This window comes from Pseudomonas sp. AK181 (assembly GCF_051122975.1).
Lineage (GTDB): Bacteria > Pseudomonadota > Gammaproteobacteria > Pseudomonadales > Pseudomonadaceae > Aquipseudomonas > Aquipseudomonas lactis.
In genome coordinates, this window is record NZ_CP146348.1 from 3,253,040 (window position 1) to 3,275,656 (window position 22,617).

Sequence of the window (22,617 nt, forward strand, 5' to 3'; positions counted from 1 at the left end):
TCGAAGCCCGAAGGCGGTCAAAAATTTAAAGGAAAAAGTCCAGGCGGAAATAGATCGGCGCTTCACGGTCCGTGATCGCTTCCGGTCGTTCCAACGAGTGTGCAAAGGTCACGCTGGCCGCGACGTTCTTGCCGCGCGCAAACAACTCCACCGAGTTGCTGCTCATGCGCCCATGCTGCTCGGCGTTGTAGCGGCCATGGCTGATCACGCCCTGGTCATAGCCAAGGCTCGTGCCGTATTCAATGAACACCGGCTGCATCCAGGCCCAGGTCACCGGACGGCTCCAGCGCAGGTCGTTGCGCCAATAGCCGCCGCTGTCGCCGGCGAGCATCTGGTCTTTGTAGCCCCGAATCGACGACTGCCCACCCAGGCTCATGCGCTGGGGGCTGAACAACACGTCTTCGCTGTGCTGACCGGTCATCAAACTGCTGAAGCTGAAGGACTCGCCCCACAGTTTGAATGGATACAAATAGCTCACCGTGGCGGTGTACTTGCGATAGCGCGCATCCGGCTGCCCAGGCTTTGGATCGTGATTGGCCTGGGCATCGAATGCGCCGATGCCGTTTTGCATACCGAGGTCAACGTTGAGAAACGAACCGCCGATCCGTCGACCATGGTTGATACCTACTTGCGCTTCGCTGAGGCGGTTGCTGCTCAAGGCAAGCTTGCTGTCTTCAATGAAATTATTGGTGCGAAGATAGGCGATGCCAGTGTTCAGGGACGTTTTGCTCAAGGCATCACGATGGATGACGCGCTCCAGGCGCAACTGGTGAGTCTGGCTGTCGCCGGTCTGCTTGAATTTGAAGTTGTTGGCCTCGGCTCGCGAGCGGTATTCACTGTCGATATAGCTGTACGAGAGGTTCCACCAACCGAACGGCAGGCTGTAACTGAGCATCGAATTGCGTGAAGTTTTCTGGTGATCGCTCACGGCATCGTGGCCGCCACGCAGCGAAAATTGGTCGGCCAGGCCCAACGGATTGTCCCAATCCAGGCTGGCGCCCCACTGCTGCTCACCGGTGCTACGCTGGCCGCCGTTGTGTCGCGACAGGCCGACACGCCAGGGTTTTTGCGCGGTGTTTTTGACCAGTACATCACTGCCCCCCACGGCCTTGCCCGGCGCCAGCTCCATCTGCGCCTGGTTCGACGGCAAGCGATTCAGCTGATCGACCATCTGCTCGATTTCGCGCAGGTTGAGCAGGTCGCCCTGCTTGCCGGGAAAACTCATGGTCAGTTGGCGGTCAGTGATGCCGCTGCCTTCGGCAGCCTTGAGACTCTCCAGCTTACCTTCGACCACCTGGATTTTAAGGTTGCCGCTGGAAAGGTCCTGCTGCAGCAAGTAGGCGCGACTGGTGACCAGGCCTTTGGCCAGATAACGGTCGGTGATCACCTTGAGTACGGCGTTGAGCTGCGGCACACCTAGACATTGGCCGAGATAGGGCTTGATCAGATCAGTGCGCTCGCCTTCGCTCAGCGCATCCGCACCGCCCAGCTCGATGGTGTTGATCGCAAAGCAGCGCGTATCGACGGGGGTTGCCGGGGTTGCCGGCGCGGCGGCTTTGCCGGGCAGGTCTTTGAGTTCTTCAAGCCGCCGTTGCTGCTCTTCGAGCAGGCGGTCCTGGCGGTCACGGATCAGGTCGGTGATGCCGGGAGCGTTCTGCGGCGTGGCCGCTTGCGCCCATCCGCAGGTGCCCAGGCAAAAAAAAGCGGACAGCAGGTTTAACCTGGTCCGACGCGGTAAACGCCACACTTTATAGATCCCTCTATATGGCTTTATGCCATCCAATGAGGCGATGATAAGATGTCATTTTGATGGCGTCAATTAAGGGTGCAAATTCGTTCAATCCTTCATGCAGAGCTGCTCAGGCTTGAAATGTAGAGTTTTTAGGGGTTGAGCCCTACCGCTAAACAATGACGCTGCGTGTGGTATCGAGCCGTTGCGTTAATCAGCAAGCAATAAAAAACCCCACAGCATCAGAGGCCCTGTGAGGTTTTTACCGTCCGTTTCGCTGGTGCCGCGTCAAACCACGCTGATCATCTCTGCACTCAACTGCGCCGCATTGAACCCCACCAAGGTGACACTGCTGTCCCCCGCCAGGATTACGCTGTCACTGCCATGCTGGGTAGTGGCACCCAGCACAGCATCGGCGTTGGCAAACACCGACTTGGCGAACACCAGCAGGTCCTGCCCGTTCTGATGAATGTTGAAGTCGCTGATTACATCGTGGCCGAACCCGCGTTGATCGAAAACAAACAGGTCGCTGCCCACGCCACCGCTGAGTTGGTCATTGCCCAGCCCGCCGATCAAGACGTCATTGCCGCTGGCGCCATACAGCGCGTCGTTGCCCGTGCCGCCCAGCAGTGTGTCGTTGCCGTCGCCGCCGTGCAGCAGGTCGTTGCCAGCGCCACCGTCGAGCCGGTCATTGCCGTTCTGGCCGAATATCAGGTCACGCGCGGCGGTGCCTTTGAGGGTGTCGGCCAACTGGCTGCCTTCGATAGATTTGGCATACGCCTTATCGGCGCCAAACAGGCCTTCGAAGTCGAGTTTGCCACTGGTCACCGTATAGGCCGGCGTGAGGACCTCGCCGATGCCACCGAAGAGCCCGCCGAGCACGGGCACATGGCCGAGGCTGTTGGCCAGGCCGGTTTCGAACTCCACATGCTCTACGCCGTGCAATTCCTTCAGGCCATATTGGCCGCTGCTGTCGTTGAGAAACAACGTGCCATCGCTGAGTTTTACCGCTTCGTAGGAAGACGCGGTGCCTTTGAGGAAGACTTTGTCGTTGCCTTCACCGCCGGCGACGATATCGGTACCGGTACTCACGCGGAAACTGTCGTCGCCCTTGAACCCGTCGAGGAAGTCATCGCTGCGCCCGTCCTGCAGCTTGTCCGAACTGTCGGTGCCCAGCAGGAAGGCCGGTGTGCCGTAGTGGTTGGAAGTGGCGGTCTGCTTGTCGCTGACCCAGGTAAAGCTGCGGCTGATGGCGTCAAGGTTGCTGATGATGATGGTGCTGTCGCGTTCGATGTAATCGTAGAAGGTCGATTGGGCGATACGCTGGATAGGGTTAATGAAAATGCCTTCCAGGTGCGCGGCCCACCCTGACAGGTTGGCAATCGAGAACGGACCATTGGGCCAGGTTGGCAGCGCGTAGATTGTGTCGAACAGCACGATGTTGTCGGTGGTCGAGGTGTAACTGGCGTCACTGCCTTGAAGCGCGTCGATGATGGCGCTGCCCACGTCGGTCTCTTGCCCCGTGAGGCGGTGGACCACATCGTTTTCAAAGCCGAAGTTAAAGATTCCGTCGCTGTTGCTGGACTTGGGCGACTCCATGCCAAAGTAGTCCGAATCCTTGAAAAAACCGTCGGCCAAAGTGTCCTTGCCGATATACATGCTGTTGGTAACCGAGCCACCCTGGCTGTAGCCGGTTACCAGAACATCTTTGCCGCTCAGGTTATGGCCGGTGGCGTAGTCCTTGATTGAATTGAGCAGGTAGTCGTAGCCGTTGATATAAGAGTTATCAATCATCGCCGGCCAACCCAGCAGATCAATTGGCGAGTTAGTGCCGGCAATGGAAAAACCCATTTTGACTAATTGGCCGCTGTCATCGTATTGACCAAACACCCTGGCCTGGGAGCCGAACACGCCGTCGCCGGTAAAACTTCCGGTGATGTCGGTGTGGCTGCTATCAACCTGCAATTCGCTCGCGCCGATCTCACGCCAGCCCTTGGGCAATGCGAAGGTGTTGCCCTCGCCCAGCACAAGCCCCGGAATGTTGTAGAGCGCGCCTACGGTGGCAACACCGCTGGTATAAGTGGCGAGGGTCCAGGCATCTGAAATCAGGACGCGGGCGTCTTGCCCCTTGTAATCGAATATAGCCATGTCAGTACTCCTTGAGCCCAGCGATCAACACCGAAAGTCAACGGTAATACCTGATGCGTCGGGCTAAACAATATGCATTGAAGTTGTTGTTGTGCATTCTGTTCAGGCTGCTTCGTTGCTTAATATCGAGGTTGACCATTAAGGAAGCTCGTCAACACTAGCCTAGAAGTGCCGCCGGAAAGTGACCGACTATCGGAAGGTAAGGGTATGTACTTAGGGATATAGACGACAAAAGCGCCATAAGCGCTGTTTGTCGAACAAGAAAGGAAGTGTTGTGTTATTCGTGACTACCGAGTCAAAGAAACTCAAGCCCTTATAGCAAGTTGTGAACTGCAATAAGGGTTCAAGAAGTTCAGGTTTCTCTGGCGCTCATGAAGAATAAACCTCAGCACCTTGGCATACAGGCTGCTTGAACCTGGGCAATTGCTGGCGGGCCAGTTGTGCCTGCACGCCCGCGACCGCTTCAAGCACTCTTTGCGCCCAGTGCTCATCCTGCGGGTCGACCACCACCACGCGAAAGCCGTGGTCGTTACCTTCAATGCGCACGCCTTCGGAATCATCCACGTGCAAATCAATATCGAAGGCCGGCGGAAATTTCGACGGGGTGTTCGACAGCCCATGCACCGTGAGGGCGTGGTTATGCCGCTCGCTATTGACCACGCCGTCGACACGGATGCCGTACAGCATCAGCCAACGCCTGATGTAGGAAGGCGCCCTGCCCGATGAGGTGTAGACCCAGATACTGCAACCCTGGCGCCGCAGCTCCCGCGTCAGCGAACGGGTGCCGATACGCAGCGGTTCTCCCCACCAACGATGAGCGCAGGCCGGCAGCCAACTGCTCTCGACGTCAGCGTGGTCAAGCTGGCAAGCCAGTGTGTCGTCAATATCAAAGGAGATGCGTACGCGCGGGCGCTTGGCGGCACGCGTGAGGACCGCTTGCTGGACGGCTTGCACGGCTCGGCTGGCGAGCGTTGGATACCAGCGCATTAATGGCCTCCCTGATAGATAGGCTGTGGTGTATCGCTCAAGAAAAACGCCTTGGGATCCGGAGCCTGTTCCTCCAGGAAGGCGGCGTATTTTTTCTTGATCTTGGGCAATTCATACAACGCCTTGACCCCATGTTTGGCCGAGTTGCGGATCACCGAGGAAGGATTGAAATAGCCCTCGGCATTTTCCAACGTCAGCACAAACGGTGGCAACCCGGCGCGCATCAGCAGATAGCTGACGATCAGCGAGCCACTGCGGTTGTTGCCTTCGATGAACAATTGCGGCTTGCTGAGGATGCGCACATACACACCGGCCGCACGCTTCCACACCGATTCACTGCGATACGCGCAGTACCAGTTGAACAAGTCCTTGATACCGCCTTCAACATTGTTGAAGAAGTGCTCCTCGGTGGCGGCCAGGTGCTGCGCGTACTCCACGCGGCGCGCAGGGTCGCTACCACAGAGCACGGTGGCGTTGATCTCCAGCATCAGGTCCAGATGATGAAGGTCAAACAGGTCAACGCCCCGTGCGACATAGTCGTCAACCAGCGCATAGCCTTCAAGCACGTTGAGCAGCACTTCGTCGGTCAAGGGGTCGCGCGGCTCGGTGAATTGCGTGCTGAGCTCGGCAAAGCGGCTCTGCACTTTACGTAGCGCGCGTTCAATCGCTGACAAATCAAGACGATGCGTTGCAGACATTGGCATTCCTGGGCTGACGGTGGCGCACCTGTGGTTTTTATCGAACATAGGGACTCAGCTGAACTTGCCGCTGATGTAATCCTCGGTCATCTGTTCACGCGGGCTGCCAAAAATCTGCGCAGTCGGGCCCATTTCCACCAGGTAGCCGGTACGCGTGCCCTGGGAAATGTCCACCGAGAAAAACGCCGTGGTGTCCGCCACGCGAATGGCCTGCTGCATGTTGTGGGTGACCAGGGCGATGGTGTAGTCCTTCTTCAGCTCCACCATCAGTTCCTCTACCCGGCGGGTTGCAATCGGGTCGAGTGCCGAGCACGGCTCATCGAGCAACAGCACTTCCGGCTCGGTGGCGATAGCGCGGGCAATACACAGCCGTTGCTGCTGGCCACCGGAGAGCGACAGGCCGCTGACCTTGAGCTTGTCCTTGACTTCGTCCCACAGCGCCGCGCCTTGCAGGGCGTGCTTGACGCGGTCGCCCAAGTCGCCTTTGTAGCGGTTCAGGCGCAGGCCGAAGGCGACGTTGTCGAAGATGCTCATGGAGAACGGGTTTGGCTGCTGGAACACCATGCCGATGTAACGGCGCACCACCACCGGGTCTACACCCTTGCCATACACGTCCTGCCCCAGGAAATGCACGTGGCCCTCGAAACGAAAGCCCTTCACCAGGTCGTTCATGCGGTTGAGGCTGCGCAGCACTGTACTTTTGCCGCAGCCGGACGGGCCGATGAAACCGGTGATCTTGTTTTTCTCGATCGGCACATGGCTGTCACGCACCGCCATGAAATTACCGTAGAAAATCCGGTCCAGCTTGCAGTCCATGACCACAGGCGATTGGGTGACAAACGGAGCGGCTATTTGCGCAGTTGAGACGTTCAAGATTCAGATGCTCCCGTTCTTAATACTTAGGCTTGCCGAAGATACGGCTCACAATATTCACGACCAGCACGATCATCACCAACACCAACGAGGCCGCCCAGGCGAGCTCCAGCTGGTTGTCGAAGGGCATGCCGGAAAAGTTGTAGATCAACACGGCAAGGGAGGCCGTCGGGTTCATCACCGCCAGGTCGCCGTCGTGGTAGATCCAGTAGTTGCTGAACAGCGCGGTAAACAGCAACGGCGCGGTTTCGCCTGCGGCACGTGCCACGGCAAGCATCACGCCGGTGAGGATCGCCGGCAGGCCGGTCGGCAAGATGATCTTCCAGATCACCTGGGAGCGGGTGCAGCCCATGCCGTAGGCGGCGTCCTTCATGATCTTGGGCACCATGCGCATCGACTCTTCAGCCGTCAGCACCACGATGGGCAGCATCAGTACCGCCAGGGCTACGCCGCCTGCCGGTGCCGAGTAGGTGCCGGTGGTCATCACCACCAAGGCGTAGGCAAACACGCCGGCCAGGATCGAAGGCAAGCCGGTGAGCATCTTGGCGGCAAAGCGTGCAGCGTTGGCCAATTTGCTGTCCGGCCCCAGTTCGGCCAGGAAGATCGCCGCCATGATGCCGACCGGCACTGCGATCGCCGCAGCGATACCGACCATCACAAAGGTGCCGGCCATGGCGTTGCCGAAACCGCCGCCCGTTTCAAAGCCAGTGGGCGGCAGTTCGGTGAACACCTCCAGGCTCAGGCGTGCGCCGCCACGGGTGATCAGCATGTAGAGCACCGAAATCAGCGGCACACTGGCCAGCAGCGCGCCAAACCATACCAATGTAGTCAACACCAGGCTGCGCAAGGCGCGGCCTTCGAACTTGCGCTGCAGGCTCGGTACCGCGGTGATAGGGGATGTGAGATTCGTCATCATCGGTTACCCCGTTGGGCGTAGAGCATGATCATGGAACCAATGACATTCACCAGCAGGGTGATGAACATCAAGACGAGGGCGGCGTACATCAAGACCTCCACCTCGTTGGGCCCGGCTTCGGGGAAGTTCAGCGCCAACAAGGCTGCCAAGGTATTGGCCGGCGCGAACAGCGACAGGGAAATGTTGTTGGCGTTGCCCACCAACATCGCCAGCGCCATGGTTTCGCCCAGCGCACGGCCGAGGCCGAGTACCAGGGAGCCGAAAATACCGGTGGCGGCGGATGGCACCATCACCTTGAGGATCGCCTCCCAATGGGTGGTGCCCATGCCGTAGGCGGCCTGCTTGGTTTTCATCGGCACGCTGGTGAGCGCGTCCTGGGACACGGCGGCAATCGTCGGCAGAATCATGATGGCCAATACCAGGGCCGCCGGCAGCAACCCCGGCCCGCTCAAGGACGTGCCGAAAAACGGGATCCAACCCAGTTCGCTGTTCAACCAAGTGGTCAGTGGCCGTATAGCCGGGATCACCACGTAGATGCCCCACAAGCCGTACACCACGCTGGGGATGGCGGCGAGCAATTCAACGATGGTGCGAAACACGGCGGCCAGCTTGGCCGGCAGGAAATCCTGGGTGAGGAAAATCGCCATGCTGACACCGAAAAAGCCGGCGATCAGCAGCGCGATAAACGCGCTGTAGAGCGTGCCCCAAATGGCCGGCAGGATCCCGTACTTGCCTTGGTTTACGTCCCAGACACTGCCAAAAAGCACATCGAACCCGTGCTTTTCCATGCCCGGCAAGGCCTTGCGTCCCACCTCGAAGACCAAGGCTGCGACCAACGCCAGAATCAGTACCACCCCGATTCGCGCGAGCCCACGGAAGGTGCGATCGACCAGGAAGTCTTTGGCCGAGGGAGGTTGGCAGGCAGAATCCCGGTTAACCGGTACGACGAAAGGTTTGTTCATTGGCTAATTCCGGAACAGGGGGGAAACGCCCCCGGCGCGGCAAACAGCCCACACCGAGAGCGGCCTCACGGGTGTTACTGAATGTTGGCGGAGGCTTTGCGAACCTGCTCTACCACCGATGGCGGCAGCGGGATGTAACCCATCGAGTCGGCGATTTTCTGCCCCTCGGTCAGGCTGTACTCAACCATTTCGCGCATGGCCTTGGCCTTGGCAGGGTTGCCGTTGTCCTTGCGGAAGATCATCCAGGTGTACGAGGTGATCGGGTAAGACTTGGCACCGTCCGGGTCCGGCAGCCAGGCCACCAGGCTTTCCGGCATCTTCACGGCGGCCAGGGCCTCGGCGCCGCTTTCGGCGTTCGGCACCACGTACTGGCCGGCCTTGTTCTGCAACTGAGCGAAGTCAACCTTGGCCAATTTGGCAAAGCCGTACTCGATGTAGCCAATCGCGCCTGGGGTCTGGCGGACGGTGGCGGTCACACCATCGTTCTTGGGCGACTTGATGAATTTGTCGCTGGCCGGCCAGTTGACGGTGTTGCCCTCCCCCAGCGCCGTTTTGAATTCAGGGTTGATGGTGGCCAGGTGCTTGGTGAAGACCGCCGTGGTGCCGCTGGAATCTGCGCGCACTACCACGGTGATCGGGGTGTCGGTGAGTTTCAGGTCCGGGTTGGCGGCAACGATCTGTGGGTCGTTCCACTTGGTGATCTTGCCCAGGAAGATATTGGAGTAAACATCGCGGGGCAGCTTGAGGCCCTTGGGATTGCCCGGCAGGTTATAGGCCAGCACGATTTCACCGGCGGTCATTGGCAGCAACTGCACGCCTTCGGCGACCTTGGCGATGTCTTCGTCTTTCATGGCCGAGTCACTGGCAGCGAAGTCGACGGTTTTATTCAGGAAGTCCTGCACACCTGCGCCGCTGCCCTTGGATTGGTAATCCACGGTGACGCCAGCGGTCTTCTTGCTGAAATCCTTGAACCAGGTGAGGTAGATCGGTGCAGGGAAGCTGGCGCCGGAGCCGGTGAGGCGTACGTTCTCGGCGGCGAAGGTCACGGAGGAGGCACACAGGGATACCGTAATGGCGAGTGCTGCGGACTTCATCAAGCTTTTCATTAAAAGGAACTCGTTGTGGTGACGGGCTCCCGAACTGTGAAGCAGGGTTGTTACATTTTTATGAAAATTGAGTGGCGAGGTGGCGTTTTGTCCTGTTTTGCCGCCACAGGGCTGAATTTTTAGGACATGGGTTAGTAACAAAATACGACTTAAGTTCTGTCATCCTTCTAGCGGTGCTGATCCAGTGGTGAGGGAGCTTGCTCCCACGACGGTCAACGCTGCCGCCATCGCAGCATAGGACTCTACACAACGCTGTAACCGTAGACGGTAACCACGATGCGAAGCGAGTCGCTCTTGATCTTGCTTTTGATCTGAAGCGCCCCGTTAAACCCCGCTGGCCGGAATTCGACAGGGATTTGGGGGGTAAACCGGCAGGGATGCCGGTTTAGCCGCCCCGCGCCATGGATGGCGCGTGGCGGCGGCCCCCCAAATCACTGGCGGATTACGGGCACACCGAGCCTAGGCGAGGTGCCGAGGGGTGGGGCAAGAGCGTTTTGCTTACTTTGCCGCTTTTGCAAAGTGAGCCGCCGTCAGGGCGGAACCCTAAGCGGCCGTTACCGCAGCAATGGATATGTACACAATCCAGCTGTGTTGACTGCCAGGCCGCCTTCGCGAGCAAGCCCGCTCCCACAGTTGGATCGCGGGGTGTCAGGTAGGTAAATGTCGGCTGGCAGGCCGTCATCGCAGGCAAGCCAGCTCCCACATTTGAATCGCGCGTCGGTTATCAGACCTTCGCGTGAGCAAGCTCTCTGGCCACAGATCCAGTGTCGCATCGAATCGGTATAGACCCAGATCGCCAGCAGCCTCCCATCAGCCTCACTTGCCTTCAGTCAACGCGTTGTAGCTGGTGAACAGGTTGCGGTAGTCCGGAATGTGGTTGGAGAACAACGTCCCCAAGCCCTCGATGTCGTTGCGCCAGTCGCGATGCAGCTCGCAGGCCAGGCCGAACCAGGTCATCAGTTGCGCGCCGTTGGCCGACATGCGGGCCCAGGCCGATTGCTGGGTCAGTTCGTTGAAAGTGCCGGAGGCGTCGGTGACCACAAACACTTCAAAGCCTTCGGCCAGGGCCGACAGCGCCGGGAACGCCACGCACACTTCGGTCACGACGCCGGCAATGATCAATTGCTTCTTGCCCGTGGCCTTGATGGCCTTGACGAAGTCTTCGTTGTCCCAGGCGTTGATCTGGCCTGGGCGCGCAATGTACGGCGCATCCGGGAACAGCGCCTTGAGCTCGGGCACCAGCGGGCCGTTGGGGCCGGTTTCGAAACTGGTGGTGAGGATGGTCGGCAACTTGAAGTACTTGGCCAGGTCAGCCAAGGCCAGCACGTTGTTCTTGAACTTGTCCGGGTCGATGTCACGGACCAATGACAGCAAGCCGGCCTGATGGTCGACCAACAGCACCGCGGCGTTGTCTTTGTCCAAGCGAACGTAAGGTGTAGACATCTTCATACTCCTGATAAATAGAGGCAGCGCCCAACATGGGCGAACCGCAAAAGGCCCAAGCGTATTTACGTGCGCTGTGAGTCTAGTACTTCGTGGTTGTTTGCCACTTCCTGGGCCTTGATGTAGCTCTCGATCAGCAGCTGATAGTGCGGCATGGCCTGGGTGTAGACGTTGGCCCACGCCTGGGCATCCGGGCGGTTCCAGGAACCTTGCAGCTCCGACAGCGTGCCCATGATGTCGATCGGCACCACGCCGGCCTGGGCCAGGCGTGCGACGGTCAGGTCGGTGGCCAGCCTGGAGTGGTTACCCGAGGCATCGACCACCGCAAACACCTTGTAGCCTTCATGCACCGCCGCAATGGACGGGAACGCCAGGCACACGCTGGTCAGGGTGCCGGCGATCACCAGGGTCTTCTTGCCGGTGGCTTTGACGGCGGCATGGAACTCGGGATTGTCCCAGGCGTTGATTTCGCCACGGCGGGCCACGTACTGGGCGTGCGGCGCGGCTTCGTGGATTTCCGGGATCAACGGGCCGTTGGGGCCTTGCGGCACCGAAGCGGTGGTGATGACCGGAATTTTCAGCAGGGTTGCGGCCTTGGCCAGCGCGATGGCGTTGGCGCGCAATTGAGGAACATCAATGTCCTTGACGATCTGGAACAGACCACTCTGGTGGTCGATCAGCAACATGGCGGTGTCAGCGGGGTCAATCGTCGGCTTTTGACCATTGAAGTTTGCAGCGTTACCTGATGCAGTCATTTGCATTTCCTCTTGCTTGGCGATACCTCCCTGGCGTGGTGCGCCGGAACTGCGTCCGGCCGTGCCTGCGCTTCCTGTACAGACACGCTTGGGCCGCGACCTGGACGTGTGTCAGCAGGCCCACCCAAAAAAACAGTGGGACCACCTTAGTCATCGCGTTCGGGGTTAGGTAGTAGCTGAAACGGACCGCTCCATCCCATAAATGGAACAATGCAACTGCACCGTGGCAAGGGCACTTGGACGTGCCGGCCGTTACAATGCGATCATCGGCTCATTTGCAGGCAGGTGCCTTCATGGACATCAAACAACTTAAATTCCTGATCGCGCTGGAGCAGACCCGCCATTTCGGCCAGGCCGCCGCCCGCTGCAACATCACCCAGCCCACCCTGTCGATGCGCCTGCGCAACCTGGAGGAAGAACTGGGCCTGGAGCTGGTGACCCGCGGTCAACGTTTCGAAGGCTTCACCCAGGCCGGCGAACGCGTGCTGGCCTGGGCCAGGACCTTACTTGCCGCCCACGACGGCCTGTTCGCCGAAGCGGCTGCGTGTCGCGGCCAGTTGGTGGGTAACCTGCGCCTGGGCCTGGTGCCCCTGAGCGGCTTCAACCCGATCAGCTTCATTCAGGGCCTGTCCCACAGCTTTCCGGAACTCAAGTTCAGCCTCACCTCCATGAGCTCGGACAAAATCATCGAAGCCTTGGGCACCAACCAACTGGACTTGGGGGTGTGTTACCTGGACCACGTCAGCCCCAACTACCTGGAGTTTTTCGAACTGGGCGAAACCCGTGTCGGCCTGCTGTACGACACCCGCCACTTCCACTTCGAAGGCACGCAGATGAGCTGGGAAGAAGCCGCCGAACTGCCCCTGGGGATGATCAGCAATGGCATGCACTACCGAAAATCCATCGACCTGAGTTTCCGCAGCCGCGGTCTCGATCCCCAGCCGATTCTGGAAAGCGACTCCACCTATCAACTGTTCCAGGCCATTCACGAAGGCTTCTGTTGCGCGATCATGCCGTTGGACAGCGGCCTGGAAAGCCCTATCGAGAACCTGGCGTTTATCCACCTGCCGGATGCCAGCGTCCTTGCCCCCCTGGGCATGGTGATGCGCAAGACCGAACCGCGCTCGGCCATCGCAGAGAAATGCTTTGCCGAGGCCAGGCAGTTGTTTGCACCCAACACCCAGGTTTAGCCGGCCTGGGTTTGCAGCGCACACAAAAAAGGCGCTCCGTAGAGCGCCTTTTTACCGCCGATTGTTTTACTGCAAGCTGACCTGACGCAGCTCGGGTTTGGCCTCGCCACCAATCATGATGCGTTTTGGCTTGGCCTCTTCAGGCACTTCACGCAGCAGGTCGATGTTGAGCAACCCGTTGGTCAGGGATGCGCCACGCACTTCGATATGGTCCGCCAAGCGGAACGACAACCGGAACGCACGTTGGGCAATGCCCTGGTGCAGGTAAGCGACCTTATCGTCGGTTTCGCGTTTTCCGCCGGAAACCGTCAATACACCCCTCTCGACCTGGATATCCAGATCCTCCTCGGTCAGGCCAGCCACGGCGATGACAATGCGGTACGCGTCGTCACCGTGCTTTTCCACGTTGTGAGGTGGATAGGAATTCGGAGCCTCGCTGCGCAGCGCCGACTCGAACAGGTCATTGAAGCGATCAAAGCCCACCGATTGACGGAACAGTGGGGCCAACGACAGGGTAGTAGCCATTTTAAAATCTCCTGAGTTTCTCCAAGTGATTTAGTACGCGACCCGGATTCGGCATCGCGTGATCAAAAATTTATGGACGCGCAACAGGAATTCAAGAGGGCCGAAAAAAATTTTCTTGTGCAAGGGGCGATCACCGAAGCCCAAGTGTTATGGCGTGTGCTCTAATCAAAATGCCAGGCGTGCTTTACCCCGTGAGCGCCTGAGACAGCCCTTGAGGTACAAAAAAATGAAAATGACATTCCCGGCCCTGGCATTGGGCATCCTGATCTCCCAAGGCGCTCTGGCCGCTGGAGATGGTACGGCGGCGCTGGGAGGCGGTGTCGGCGGTGTGTTGGGCAATGTGGTGGGCCAGCAGCTCGGTGGCTCGACTGGCGCGGCCATTGGCGCAGGCGTAGGTGGCGCCGCCGGGAGTGCGGTGGGTGCGCAAAAAGGTAATAAAACCGAAGCGGCGATTGGCGGCGGTTTGGGTTCGGCGGGCGGTTCGCTGATTGGCAATCGCCTGGGCGGCACCACCGGTTCGACCATCGGCGCGGGCGTGGGCGGCGCAGCCGGTGGCGCGCTGGGTAATAACCTGGCCGATGACGAGAGCGGTCATCGTTCCGGTGGTGGCAAGCACAAAGGCAACAAACATAAGCACAAGAACAAGCACCACTGATCCTCTGGCTTGCCCGGTAGGAGCGAGCTTGCTCGCGAAGAACTCACAGACGCCGCGTTTATCCAGGAAGCACGCGTTATCGTTGACGTTATTTCGCGAGCACGCTCGCTCCTACAGGCGATTTACATCGGCGTGCTGCTCACCACCCGCAACGCCAGCCCTTCATAAGCGTCCAGCGTGATCGTGAACGCGCCCTCCTCGGTCAAATCGCCTTCCACCCGCTCATTGATGATATCCACTACCGGGCCCGGTGCGATGTTGGGCAGGTGCAAGGTTTCGGTGATCGGCGTGGCACCAAAGTTCAGCGCCGTGATTTGCGTGCCCTTACCCGCTGGCAGTTCGTGAACCATGATCAACAAGCCGGGATGCTCGACATCTGGCACCAGGATCTGGCGGCTGGCGGCGATATCGTAGGCGCGGCGCACGGCGAGGATTTTTTGCAGTTGGGAGGCAAAGGACTCCGGGTCCTGCAGTTGGCTGTTCAGGCTGCCATACAGGCTTTTTGAGCGCGGCATTTGCCCCGCCGACAGCTCGGCGTCGGGGTTCAGGTCTACCAGGTCATAGGCGCCACGGTGGATCCACCGGGTGTCGCCATCGGCCATCAGGTGCGCCACGTCTTCGGCCGCCAACGGCAACGCGCCCACCAGGTCCCAGCCGGACAAGGCAAACACCCCAGGTTGCATGGCGTTGTACATCACCAGCAGCAAGTGGATCTGGCGAATCTGCTGGATATCCGCCGGGGTGATCGTCTCCAGGTCACGAATCCCCAGGGCTGCGGTGATGATGCTGGCAGTGGTGCAGGACACGCCGTTGGTGACGAACTTGAGGTTATACGGCGCATGCTCACCGGTCAGCCGTTCGTACATCTGCTCGCGGATATGCTCGCGCAGGATGTTGCCGGGGAAAGTCTGGCCCTGGAACAGGAAACTGTCATGGGCGTGCAGCGTCCAGAAATGCACCAGCTCCAGGGTCAGCTCATCGTGGTTCTGTAGCGCGTGAATCAGCGAGCCAGGGTCGATGCCGAGGCTGTGCATCTGACGCAGCATCAGGCGCAGGAACTCGGTGTCGCCCATCAACAAAGCATGCTGGTAGGCCGGCCGGGTGATGAAGTCATAGGACAGGTCGGCGCCGCCGTGGGACATGGATGCGATGTCGTCCACAGTGAGATTGAGCTCCTGAAAACTGAACCCGCCCGCCTTGCGAATGGCGCCGCCGAGTAGTTGATTGCCGGTGATCGACAGCGGATGGCTTTCGGACCACGCCGTACCATCGAGCTTGCGCTCCACGCCCAGAAAGCCGTTGGCATCCAGGCGCAGGATTTTCGCGCCCATCACATCAATGGCGTGCAGCGCATCACCGATGATCATCTGCTGCGCGGCAAACGAAGGGTCGAGCCAGTTGAGCGACGGCTGGCCTTCCTTGAAGTAATGCAGATACACCCAGCGCCGCGGCTTGCCATCTACGCCGAGCACCACCGGGGTGGCGCTCCAGTCGGTTTCCTTGACGCCGGGCTCGAAGAAAATCACCCGCTGCAATTGGCCGACGATGTAGTGCTTGTCGCGCAGCGCGTCTACCTGGGAGGGGCTGAGGTTTTGTGCATCACGCCCGGCGGCCACGTCGGGCAGTAACGGCCAGTCTTCCTCGCGGATTTCGACCATGTGGTACAGGCCCGGATAGTCCTCATAGGCCATTTCCGCCAGGCGAAAATCCGCGCCTTTGCCGGTGTGCGACGGGATCACATCGTCGATGATCACCGCATTGTGCGCGGCAGCCATGCGCGTCAAGGCCTGCAATTGTGCCTCGGTGCCCAGTTGCGGGTCGATGTCGAAGCTGATGCGATCGAAATTGCCGTCAATGGTGGGGGTGTGCTCAGTGCCAGACAAACCACCGGACTTCTTCAACGGGCCGTTGTGAATGCCCTGGATACCGATTTTGGACAGGGTATGCCACAGGGTTTCGTCCCCCAGCGCTTCCAGTACGGTGCCGCCTTCGCGGGTGACAATCGACGCGGGGTAGGCCGTGAACCACACGGACGACAAGGCTGAAGCGTCACGCGGCCGGGTCTGTGCATAGGGCTGCTGCCACAAGCGCCCTTGCCCCGAATACAGCTTGGCCCGCTGCCGCGCCGCGTGAAGCATGGAATGTTGCACCAGCCAGTTCACATGATCGTTGTTCGCCGCGGTCATAAGCTCGTTACCTGTCGTGGTGAAAAGTGTCGGTGTAAGCATATGAGGGGCGTGCGCGCCATTCGTTGCATTGCAATAGAACGCTTACCCTGTAGGAGCGAGCTTGCTCGCGAAAAACTCACAGGCACCGCGTTCATTCAGGAAGGGCGCGTTATCGTTGAGGTTTTTCGCGAGCAAGCTCGCTCCTACAGAAGACATTCATCTGCGCTGCCGCCTTGTGTGGCTTGCCGGTACTGCCTCGGGGCGAAGCCTGTAGAGGATTTGAATTGCCGGGTAAACGCACTGTGATCGGTGTACCCGCACTGCAGCGCCACCTCGGTAATTGGCAGCTCGGTATGCAACAACCGCCGGGCATGTTCCAGCCGGACTTTCTGGATCATTTGCCGAGGTGTGAGGTGAAACACGCGCTTGCAGTAACGCTCCAGTTGCGCCACAGAAATCCCGGCGATGCGGGTCAGTTCACCCAGGGTGACACGGCGGTTGAAGTGGCTGCGGATATGTTCGTCCACCGCTGCCAAACGCTGGTAAGCCGGGTGGGTTTCACTGGCCGATTGCAGGTCTACCGAGATTCCGGCCAGGCCGATGATCGCGCCGAGCCGGTTGTACAGCGGCCACTTGTGGGTCAGGCACCAGCCGGGTTCGCGGGTGCCGTAGAGGTGCAATTCGAGTTGATCCTCCAACACCAGGCCTTGCTTGAGCACGCGCCGGTCCTGCTCGGTATAGCCGGGGCCCAATTGCGCGGGAAACACTTCGGCGCTGGTCTTGCCCAGCAGCGGTTGCAGCTGCTTGAGGCCGCAGCGTTGCACCAGGGTACGGTTGGCGAGCACGTAGCGGGCGTCGATGTCCTTGATGAAAATCGCCGCGTTGGGCAGTACATCGAGCATCGGCAGCAACTGCTCTACCCCGCTCAATAGCTGCTCGATGCTGTGGGGTCGGCTGCCCTGGAAAAGGCTCGCGAACGCGCTCTGCAACATGACTTTATCTGCCCTTTTATTCGTCGACAGCCAGCAGATTGCGCCATGGAACGAGCGCTGTCGAGCGCGGCAAATTGTGCTGAATTCGTCATCCATCGCCGCATAAAACATCAATCGTCAGCCAGGCCTGTGGGTTCAGGATAGCGCCACTGCATGCCTATCCAATAACTCACAAGAAGGCGCCGCTATGTCAGGCCAAGGCAAGTTCAAGAAACAGCTGTCACTGATGGACCTCACCTTTATCGGGTTGGGGGCCATCTTCGGTTCGGGTTGGTTGTTCGCTGCCAGCCACGTGTCTGCCATCGCAGGCCCGGCGGGGATTTTTTCCTGGTTGCTGGGTGGTTTCGCTGTGCTGTTGCTGGGCATTGTCTATTGCGAACTCGGCGCCGCCCTGCCCCGCGCCGGCGGCGTGGTGCGCTACCCGGTGTACTCCCATGGCCCGTTGCTGGGCTACCTGATGGGCTTTATCACGCTGATCGCGTTTTCCAGCCTGGTGGCGATTGAAGTGGTCGCCTCGCGCCAGTATGCGGCAGCCTGGTTTCCCCAGCTGACCAAGGCCGGCTCCAGTGACCCCACTACCCTGGGCTGGCTGGTGCAATTTGCCTTGCTGTGCCTGTTCTTTGTGCTCAATTACCGCAGCGTGAAGACCTTTGCCATCGCCAATAACCTGGTGAGCGTGTTCAAGTTCATCGTGCCGTTGCTGGTGATCGGCGTGCTGTTCACCTTCTTCAAGCCTGCGAACTTCCAGGTGCATGGCTTTGCACCGTTCGGCTTGTCGGGCATCGAGATGGCCGTGTCGGCAGGCGGGGTGATCTTTGCCTACCTGGGGCTGACGCCGATCATTTCGGTGGCCAGCGAAGTGAAAAACCCACAGCGCACCATCCCCATCGCCCTGATCCTCTCGGTACTGTTGTCGACGGCCATCTATGTGCTGCTGCAAACCGCGTTCCTCGGCGGCGTGCCTACCGAAATGCTCGCCAATGGCTGGGCCGGCATCAGCAAGGAACTGGCCCTGCCCTATCGCGATATCGCCCTGGCGCTGGGCGTGGGCTGGCTGGCCTACCTGGTGGTGGCCGATGCGGTGATCTCCCCCAGTGGCTGCGGCAATATCTACATGAACGCCACCCCGCGCGTGGTGTATGGCTGGGCGCAGACCGGCACCTTCTTCAAGATCTTCACGCGCATCGATGAGAAGTCCGGCATCCCGCGCCCGGCGCTGTGGCTGACCTTTGGCCTGTCGGTGTTCTGGACCTTGCCGTTCCCGTCCTGGGAAGCGCTGATCAACGTGGTGTCCGCCGCCCTGATCCTCAGTTACGCCGTGGCCCCGGTGACCGTCGCCGCCCTGCGCCGCAATGCCCCCGACATGGCACGCCCGTTTCGGGTCAAGGGCATGGCGGTGCTGGGCCCGCTGTCCTTCATCATCGCTGCGCTGATCGTGTACTGGTCGGGGTGGAGCACCGTGTCCTGGCTGCTGGGCCTGCAAATCCTGATGTTTGTGGTGTACCTGCTGTGTGCACGCTGGGTGCCGACCGCGCACCTGAACCTCAAGCAGCAGGTGCGCTCCTCGGCCTGGCTGATCGGCTTCTACGCCGTGACCATCCTGCTCTCCAAACTCGGCAGCTTTGGCGGTATCGGCGTGATCAGCCACCCGTTTGACACCCTGGTGGTGGCGGCCTGCGCCTTGGGCATCTACTACTGGGGCGCCGCCACCGGCGTGCCCGCCCACTTGGTGCGCCTGGAGCAGGAAGAGGACGAAAGCGAAGCCGTCAGCGACGCGCACTACAGCGCCCCACTGTCCCCGGCCACCCACTGATGGAGCGCCTTATGAAACGGCTGCACGTGATTGACTCACACACCGGCGGTGAACCTACACGCCTGGTCATGAGCGGTTTCCCCGCGCTGGTTGGCGACACGATCGCCGACCAACTGCACCACCTGCGCACCCACCACGATCAATGGCGCCGCGCCTGTCTGCTGGAGCCACGAGGCAATGATGTACTGGTGGGCGCGCTGTACTGCGCGCCAGTCACGCCGGGGGCGACCTGCGGGGTGATCTTCTTCAACAACGCCGGCTACCTCGGCATGTGCGGCCACGGCACCATCGGCCTGGTTGCCTCGCTGCACCACCTGGGGCTGATCCAACCGGGCGTGCACAGTCTCGACACGCCGGTCGGCCCGGTAGCGGCCACCTTGCACGACGACGGCAGCGTGACCCTGCGCAATGTGCCCGCTTACCGCTATCGCAAACAGGTGCCGGTTGACGTGCCTGGGCATGGCGTGGTGCTGGGCGACATCGCTTGGGGCGGCAACTGGTTTTTCCTGGTGTCGGACCACGGCCATCAGTTGCAGATGGATAACGTGGAGGCTCTGACCGACTACACCTGGGCGATGCTCAAGGCCCTCGAAGCCCAAGACATCCGTGGTGCAGACGGTGCGCTGATCGACCATATCGAACTGTTCGCCGACGACGCCCACGCCGACAGCCGCAACTTTGTGATGTGCCCTGGCAAAGCCTATGACCGCTCCCCCTGCGGCACCGGCACCAGCGCCAAGCTCGCCTGCCTGGCCGCCGACGCAAAACTCGCCGCGGGAGAGCTGTGGGTACAAGCCAGCATCACCGGCAGCCAGTTCCTCGGCCGCTATGAGTGGGACGGTGAACACGTACGCCCATTCATCACCGGCCGCGCCTACATGACCGCCGACAGCACCTTGCTGATCGACGAACAAGACCCGTTTGCCTGGGGCATCTGAGCCCTTCATCAATTCAACTGAAATGGAGTTAGCACCATGAGCGACAACATCTTCACCGGCTGCATGCCCGCCCTGATGACCCCTTGCACCGCCGAACGCCAACCGGACTTCGACGCCCTCGTCGCCAAGGGCCGCGAGCTGATCGACATCGGCATGAGTGCCGTGGTGTATTGCGGCTCCATGGGCGACTGGCCGCTGCTCACCGAGGCCCAGCGCCAGGAAGGCGTGGCGCGCCTGGTGGCGGCGGGTGTGCCAACCATCGTCGGCACCGGTGCGGTGAACAGCCGTGAAGCCGTATCCCACGCGGCCCATGCCGCCAAAGTCGGCGCCCATGGTTTGATGGTGATTCCCCGCGTGCTGTCCCGAGGTGCTTCGGTCACTGCGCAAAAGGCCCACTTTGCAGCGATCCTCAACGCCGCCCCCAGCCTGCCGGCGGTGATCTACAACAGCCCCTACTACGGCTTCGCCACCCGCGCTGATTTGTTCTTCGAACTGCGCCGCGAACACCCGAACCTGATCGGCTTCAAGGAGTTCGGCGGCGCCGCCGACCTGCGCTACGCCGCGGAAAACATCACCTCCCAGGATGACAATGTCACCCTGATGGTCGGCGTCGACACCCAGGTGGTCCACGGCTTCGTCAACTGCAACGCCACCGGCGCCATTACCGGCATCGGTAATGCACTGCCGCGCGAAGTGCTGCAACTGGTGGCGCTGAGCAAAAAAGCCGCCAAGGGCGATGCCAAAGCGCGTCGCCAGGCCCGTGAGCTGGAAGCTGCGCTGGCGGTGTTGTCGTCGTTCGACGAAGGCTGCGACCTGGTGCTGTATTACAAGCACCTGATGGTGCTCAACGGCGACCAGGGTTACGCCCTGCACTTCAACGAAACCGACGAGCTCAGCGCGGCCCAGCGCCGCTATGCCGAGCAGCAGTACGCGCTGTTCCGCCAGTGGTATGCCAACTGGTCGGCAGAACAGAACGCCGCTTGATTTTCTGTAGGAGCGAGCTTGCTGTGGCGAGGGAGCTTGCTCCCGCTGACTGCGCAGCAGTCTCCGGCTTTTATTGGGGGCGCTTCGCACCCCAGCGCAAGCAAGCTTGCTCGCCACAAAAGCTCGCTCCTACAACACTCCTCTGTTTTTCAGGATGCCCCCATGACTCTGACAGGCAAGCTGCTGATCGGTCAGCAATCCATCTCCGGCCATCGCGATGCGATCCGCGCGATCAACCCCGCCACTAACACCCCACTGGAACCCGCCTACGCTGGCGGGGATGAGCAGCACGTCGAACAGGCCTGCGCACTGGCGTGGGCCGCGTTTGACCCTTACCGCGAAACCACCTTGGCAGATCGCGCCACGTTGCTCGAAACCATCGCCACCCACATCGAAGCCTTGGGTGATGAGCTGGTCGAACGTGCCTGCGCCGAAACCGGCTTGCCTCGCGCACGCATTGAAGGTGAACGCGGCCGTACCTGCGGGCAACTGCGCGCTTTTGCCCGCACCGTGCGCCTGGGCGAATGGCTCGACGTGCGCGTCGATACCGCACAGCCCCAGCGCCAACCCCTGCCCCGTGGCGACCTGCGCCAGCGCCATATCGCTCTGGGCCCGGTGGCGGTGTTCGGTGCCAGCAACTTCCCCCTGGCCTTCTCCGTGGCGGGCGGCGATACCGCATCGGCCCTTGCCGCCGGTTGCCCGGTGATCGTCAAGGCGCATAACGCCCACCCCGGCACCAGCGAACTCGTGGGCCGCGCCATCGCCCAGGCGGTCAAAGATTGTGGCTTGCCGGAGGGTGTGTTTTCACTGCTCTACGGTGCGGGTAACGAGGTGGGTATCGCATTGGTGAGCGACCCGCGCATCAAGGCCGTGGGCTTTACCGGTTCGCGCAGTGGCGGTATTGCCCTGTGCCAAGCGGCGCAGGCACGCCCGGAGCCAATCCCGGTGTTTGCAGAAATGAGTTCGATCAACCCGGTGTACCTGTTTTGTGCTGCGCTTGAAGCCCGCAGTGAAGCCTTAGCCGAAGGGTTCGTGGCGTCGCTGACCCAAGGCGCCGGCCAGTTCTGCACCAACCCTGGCCTGGTGATTGCCCTGCAAGGCGCCGCTCTGGACCGCTTTATCCAGTCAGCCAGTGACCGCCTCTCGCGTTGCTCGGCCCAGACCATGCTCACACCGGGCATCTTCAACGCCTTCGAAACCGGTTTGAAGACCCTGGCCCAACACGCCAATATCGCCGCCAAGGGCTTGCCAGCGACCGGGCCGAACCAGGGCCAGGCCCATCTGTTCGTGACCCACGCCGAGGCGTTCCTGAACAACGAACACCTGCAAGCCGAAGTCTTCGGCCCCGCCTCGCTGGTGGTGGAGTGCCGCGATGTCGAGCAGATGCGCCAGGTGTCCGAACACCTGGAAGGTCAACTCACCGCCACCCTGCACATGGATGACCACGACCTGCCACAGGCCCGGGCACTGCTGCCGGTACTGGAGCGCAAGGCCGGGCGTTTGCTGGTCAACGGCTGGCCGACCGGCGTAGAAGTGTGCGACGCCATGGTGCATGGCGGGCCCTTTCCGGCGACTTCGGATGCGCGCAGCACCTCGGTGGGTACGGCGGCGATCCTGCGGTTCCTGCGCCCGGTGTGTTACCAGGATTTCCCGGACGCCTTGCTGCCCACCGCCCTGCAGCACGACAACCCGCTGCGGTTGCGGCGCCTGCTCGACGGCCAGCGAGAAGCATAAC

General features: G+C 60.6%; 19 protein-coding genes. 6 read left to right on the forward strand and 13 right to left on the reverse strand.

Features of this window, described 5'->3' with window-relative positions; all coding sequences use genetic code 11:
* Positions 1-25 precede the first annotated feature (25 nt).
* The 10 genes from V8689_RS14895 to V8689_RS14940 form a co-directional block, all read right to left on the reverse strand.
* Positions 26-1,747, reverse strand: coding sequence for a ShlB/FhaC/HecB family hemolysin secretion/activation protein (locus V8689_RS14895; protein WP_081089510.1), 1,722 nt, complete (start codon positions 1,745-1,747; stop codon positions 26-28).
* Positions 1,748-2,017: 270 nt separating this feature from the next.
* Positions 2,018-3,877, reverse strand: a complete 1,860-nt coding sequence (locus tag V8689_RS14900; protein ID WP_056783346.1) for a calcium-binding protein — start codon at positions 3,875-3,877, stop codon at positions 2,018-2,020.
* Positions 3,878-4,246: 369 nt separating this feature from the next.
* Positions 4,247-4,864 (reverse strand): hypothetical protein, encoded by a 618-nt coding sequence (locus tag V8689_RS14905; protein ID WP_056783349.1) that lies wholly within the window; start codon positions 4,862-4,864, stop codon positions 4,247-4,249.
* Positions 4,864-5,562, reverse strand: a complete 699-nt coding sequence (locus V8689_RS14910; protein WP_032897161.1) for a hypothetical protein — start codon at positions 5,560-5,562, stop codon at positions 4,864-4,866. Before V8689_RS14910 ends, V8689_RS14905 begins: the two co-directional genes overlap by 1 nt.
* Positions 5,563-5,616: 54 nt before the next feature.
* Positions 5,617-6,378, reverse strand: a complete 762-nt coding sequence (gene pstB, locus V8689_RS14915; RefSeq protein WP_019817112.1) for a phosphate ABC transporter ATP-binding protein PstB — start codon at positions 6,376-6,378, stop codon at positions 5,617-5,619.
* Positions 6,379-6,454: 76 nt separating this feature from the next.
* Entirely contained in the window at positions 6,455-7,348 is an 894-nt protein-coding gene (gene pstA / locus V8689_RS14920; protein WP_014718563.1) for a phosphate ABC transporter permease PstA, read from the reverse strand.
* Entirely contained in the window at positions 7,348-8,313 is a 966-nt protein-coding gene (gene pstC, locus V8689_RS14925; protein WP_003191517.1) for a phosphate ABC transporter permease subunit PstC, read from the reverse strand. Before pstC ends, pstA begins: the two co-directional genes overlap by 1 nt.
* Positions 8,314-8,387: 74 nt before the next feature.
* A complete protein-coding gene (pstS, locus tag V8689_RS14930; RefSeq protein WP_044274067.1) occupies positions 8,388-9,419 on the reverse strand; it encodes a phosphate ABC transporter substrate-binding protein PstS in 1,032 nt (343 codons plus the stop codon).
* An 816-nt stretch (positions 9,420-10,235) separates the two neighbouring features.
* On the reverse strand, positions 10,236-10,862 hold the full coding sequence (gene ycaC / locus V8689_RS14935) for an isochorismate family cysteine hydrolase YcaC (protein WP_003191542.1): 627 nt from the start codon (positions 10,860-10,862) through the stop codon (positions 10,236-10,238).
* A 65-nt stretch (positions 10,863-10,927) separates the two neighbouring features.
* The gene (locus tag V8689_RS14940; protein ID WP_056783351.1) at positions 10,928-11,617 is read right to left on the reverse strand and encodes an isochorismatase family protein; all 690 of its coding nucleotides are present in this window, start codon (positions 11,615-11,617) and stop codon (positions 10,928-10,930) included.
* Between the two features lie 293 nt (positions 11,618-11,910).
* Here V8689_RS14940 and V8689_RS14945 point away from each other — a divergent pair, with 293 nt between their 5' ends.
* Positions 11,911-12,807: a LysR family transcriptional regulator gene (locus tag V8689_RS14945; RefSeq protein ID WP_056783353.1), complete on the forward strand. Its 897-nt coding sequence runs from the start codon at positions 11,911-11,913 to the stop codon at positions 12,805-12,807.
* A gap of 66 nt (positions 12,808-12,873) precedes the next feature.
* Here the strand turns inward: V8689_RS14945 and V8689_RS14950 are convergent, their stop codons facing one another.
* Entirely contained in the window at positions 12,874-13,332 is a 459-nt protein-coding gene (locus V8689_RS14950; protein ID WP_003191546.1) for an Hsp20 family protein, read from the reverse strand.
* Between the two features lie 226 nt (positions 13,333-13,558).
* Between V8689_RS14950 and V8689_RS14955 the strand changes: the two genes are divergently transcribed.
* On the forward strand, positions 13,559-13,987 hold the full coding sequence (locus V8689_RS14955) for a glycine zipper domain-containing protein (RefSeq protein ID WP_034127523.1): 429 nt from the start codon (positions 13,559-13,561) through the stop codon (positions 13,985-13,987).
* Between the two features lie 122 nt (positions 13,988-14,109).
* Here V8689_RS14955 and treS read toward each other — a convergent pair whose 3' ends face one another.
* The gene (gene treS, locus V8689_RS14960; RefSeq protein WP_056783355.1) at positions 14,110-16,173 is read right to left on the reverse strand and encodes a maltose alpha-D-glucosyltransferase; all 2,064 of its coding nucleotides are present in this window, start codon (positions 16,171-16,173) and stop codon (positions 14,110-14,112) included.
* A 185-nt stretch (positions 16,174-16,358) separates the two neighbouring features.
* Entirely contained in the window at positions 16,359-17,147 is a 789-nt protein-coding gene (locus tag V8689_RS14965; RefSeq protein ID WP_056783357.1) for an AraC family transcriptional regulator, read from the reverse strand.
* Between the two features lie 187 nt (positions 17,148-17,334).
* On the opposite strand from V8689_RS14965, the gene V8689_RS14970 reads away from it, so the two are divergent.
* The 4 genes from V8689_RS14970 to V8689_RS14985 all read left to right on the forward strand — a co-directional run bounded on the left by V8689_RS14970 (position 17,335) and on the right by V8689_RS14985 (position 22,616).
* Positions 17,335-18,960 (forward strand): APC family permease, encoded by a 1,626-nt coding sequence (locus tag V8689_RS14970; RefSeq protein ID WP_060766396.1) that lies wholly within the window; start codon positions 17,335-17,337, stop codon positions 18,958-18,960.
* A gap of 11 nt (positions 18,961-18,971) precedes the next feature.
* Positions 18,972-19,898 (forward strand): 4-hydroxyproline epimerase, encoded by a 927-nt coding sequence (locus tag V8689_RS14975; RefSeq protein ID WP_056783361.1) that lies wholly within the window; start codon positions 18,972-18,974, stop codon positions 19,896-19,898.
* 36 nt (positions 19,899-19,934) lie between these two features.
* The gene (locus V8689_RS14980; RefSeq protein WP_056783363.1) at positions 19,935-20,882 is read left to right on the forward strand and encodes a dihydrodipicolinate synthase family protein; all 948 of its coding nucleotides are present in this window, start codon (positions 19,935-19,937) and stop codon (positions 20,880-20,882) included.
* Between the two features lie 162 nt (positions 20,883-21,044).
* Positions 21,045-22,616: an aldehyde dehydrogenase (NADP(+)) gene (locus tag V8689_RS14985; protein WP_056783365.1), complete on the forward strand. Its 1,572-nt coding sequence runs from the start codon at positions 21,045-21,047 to the stop codon at positions 22,614-22,616.
* Position 22,617: the final 1 nt, after the last annotated feature.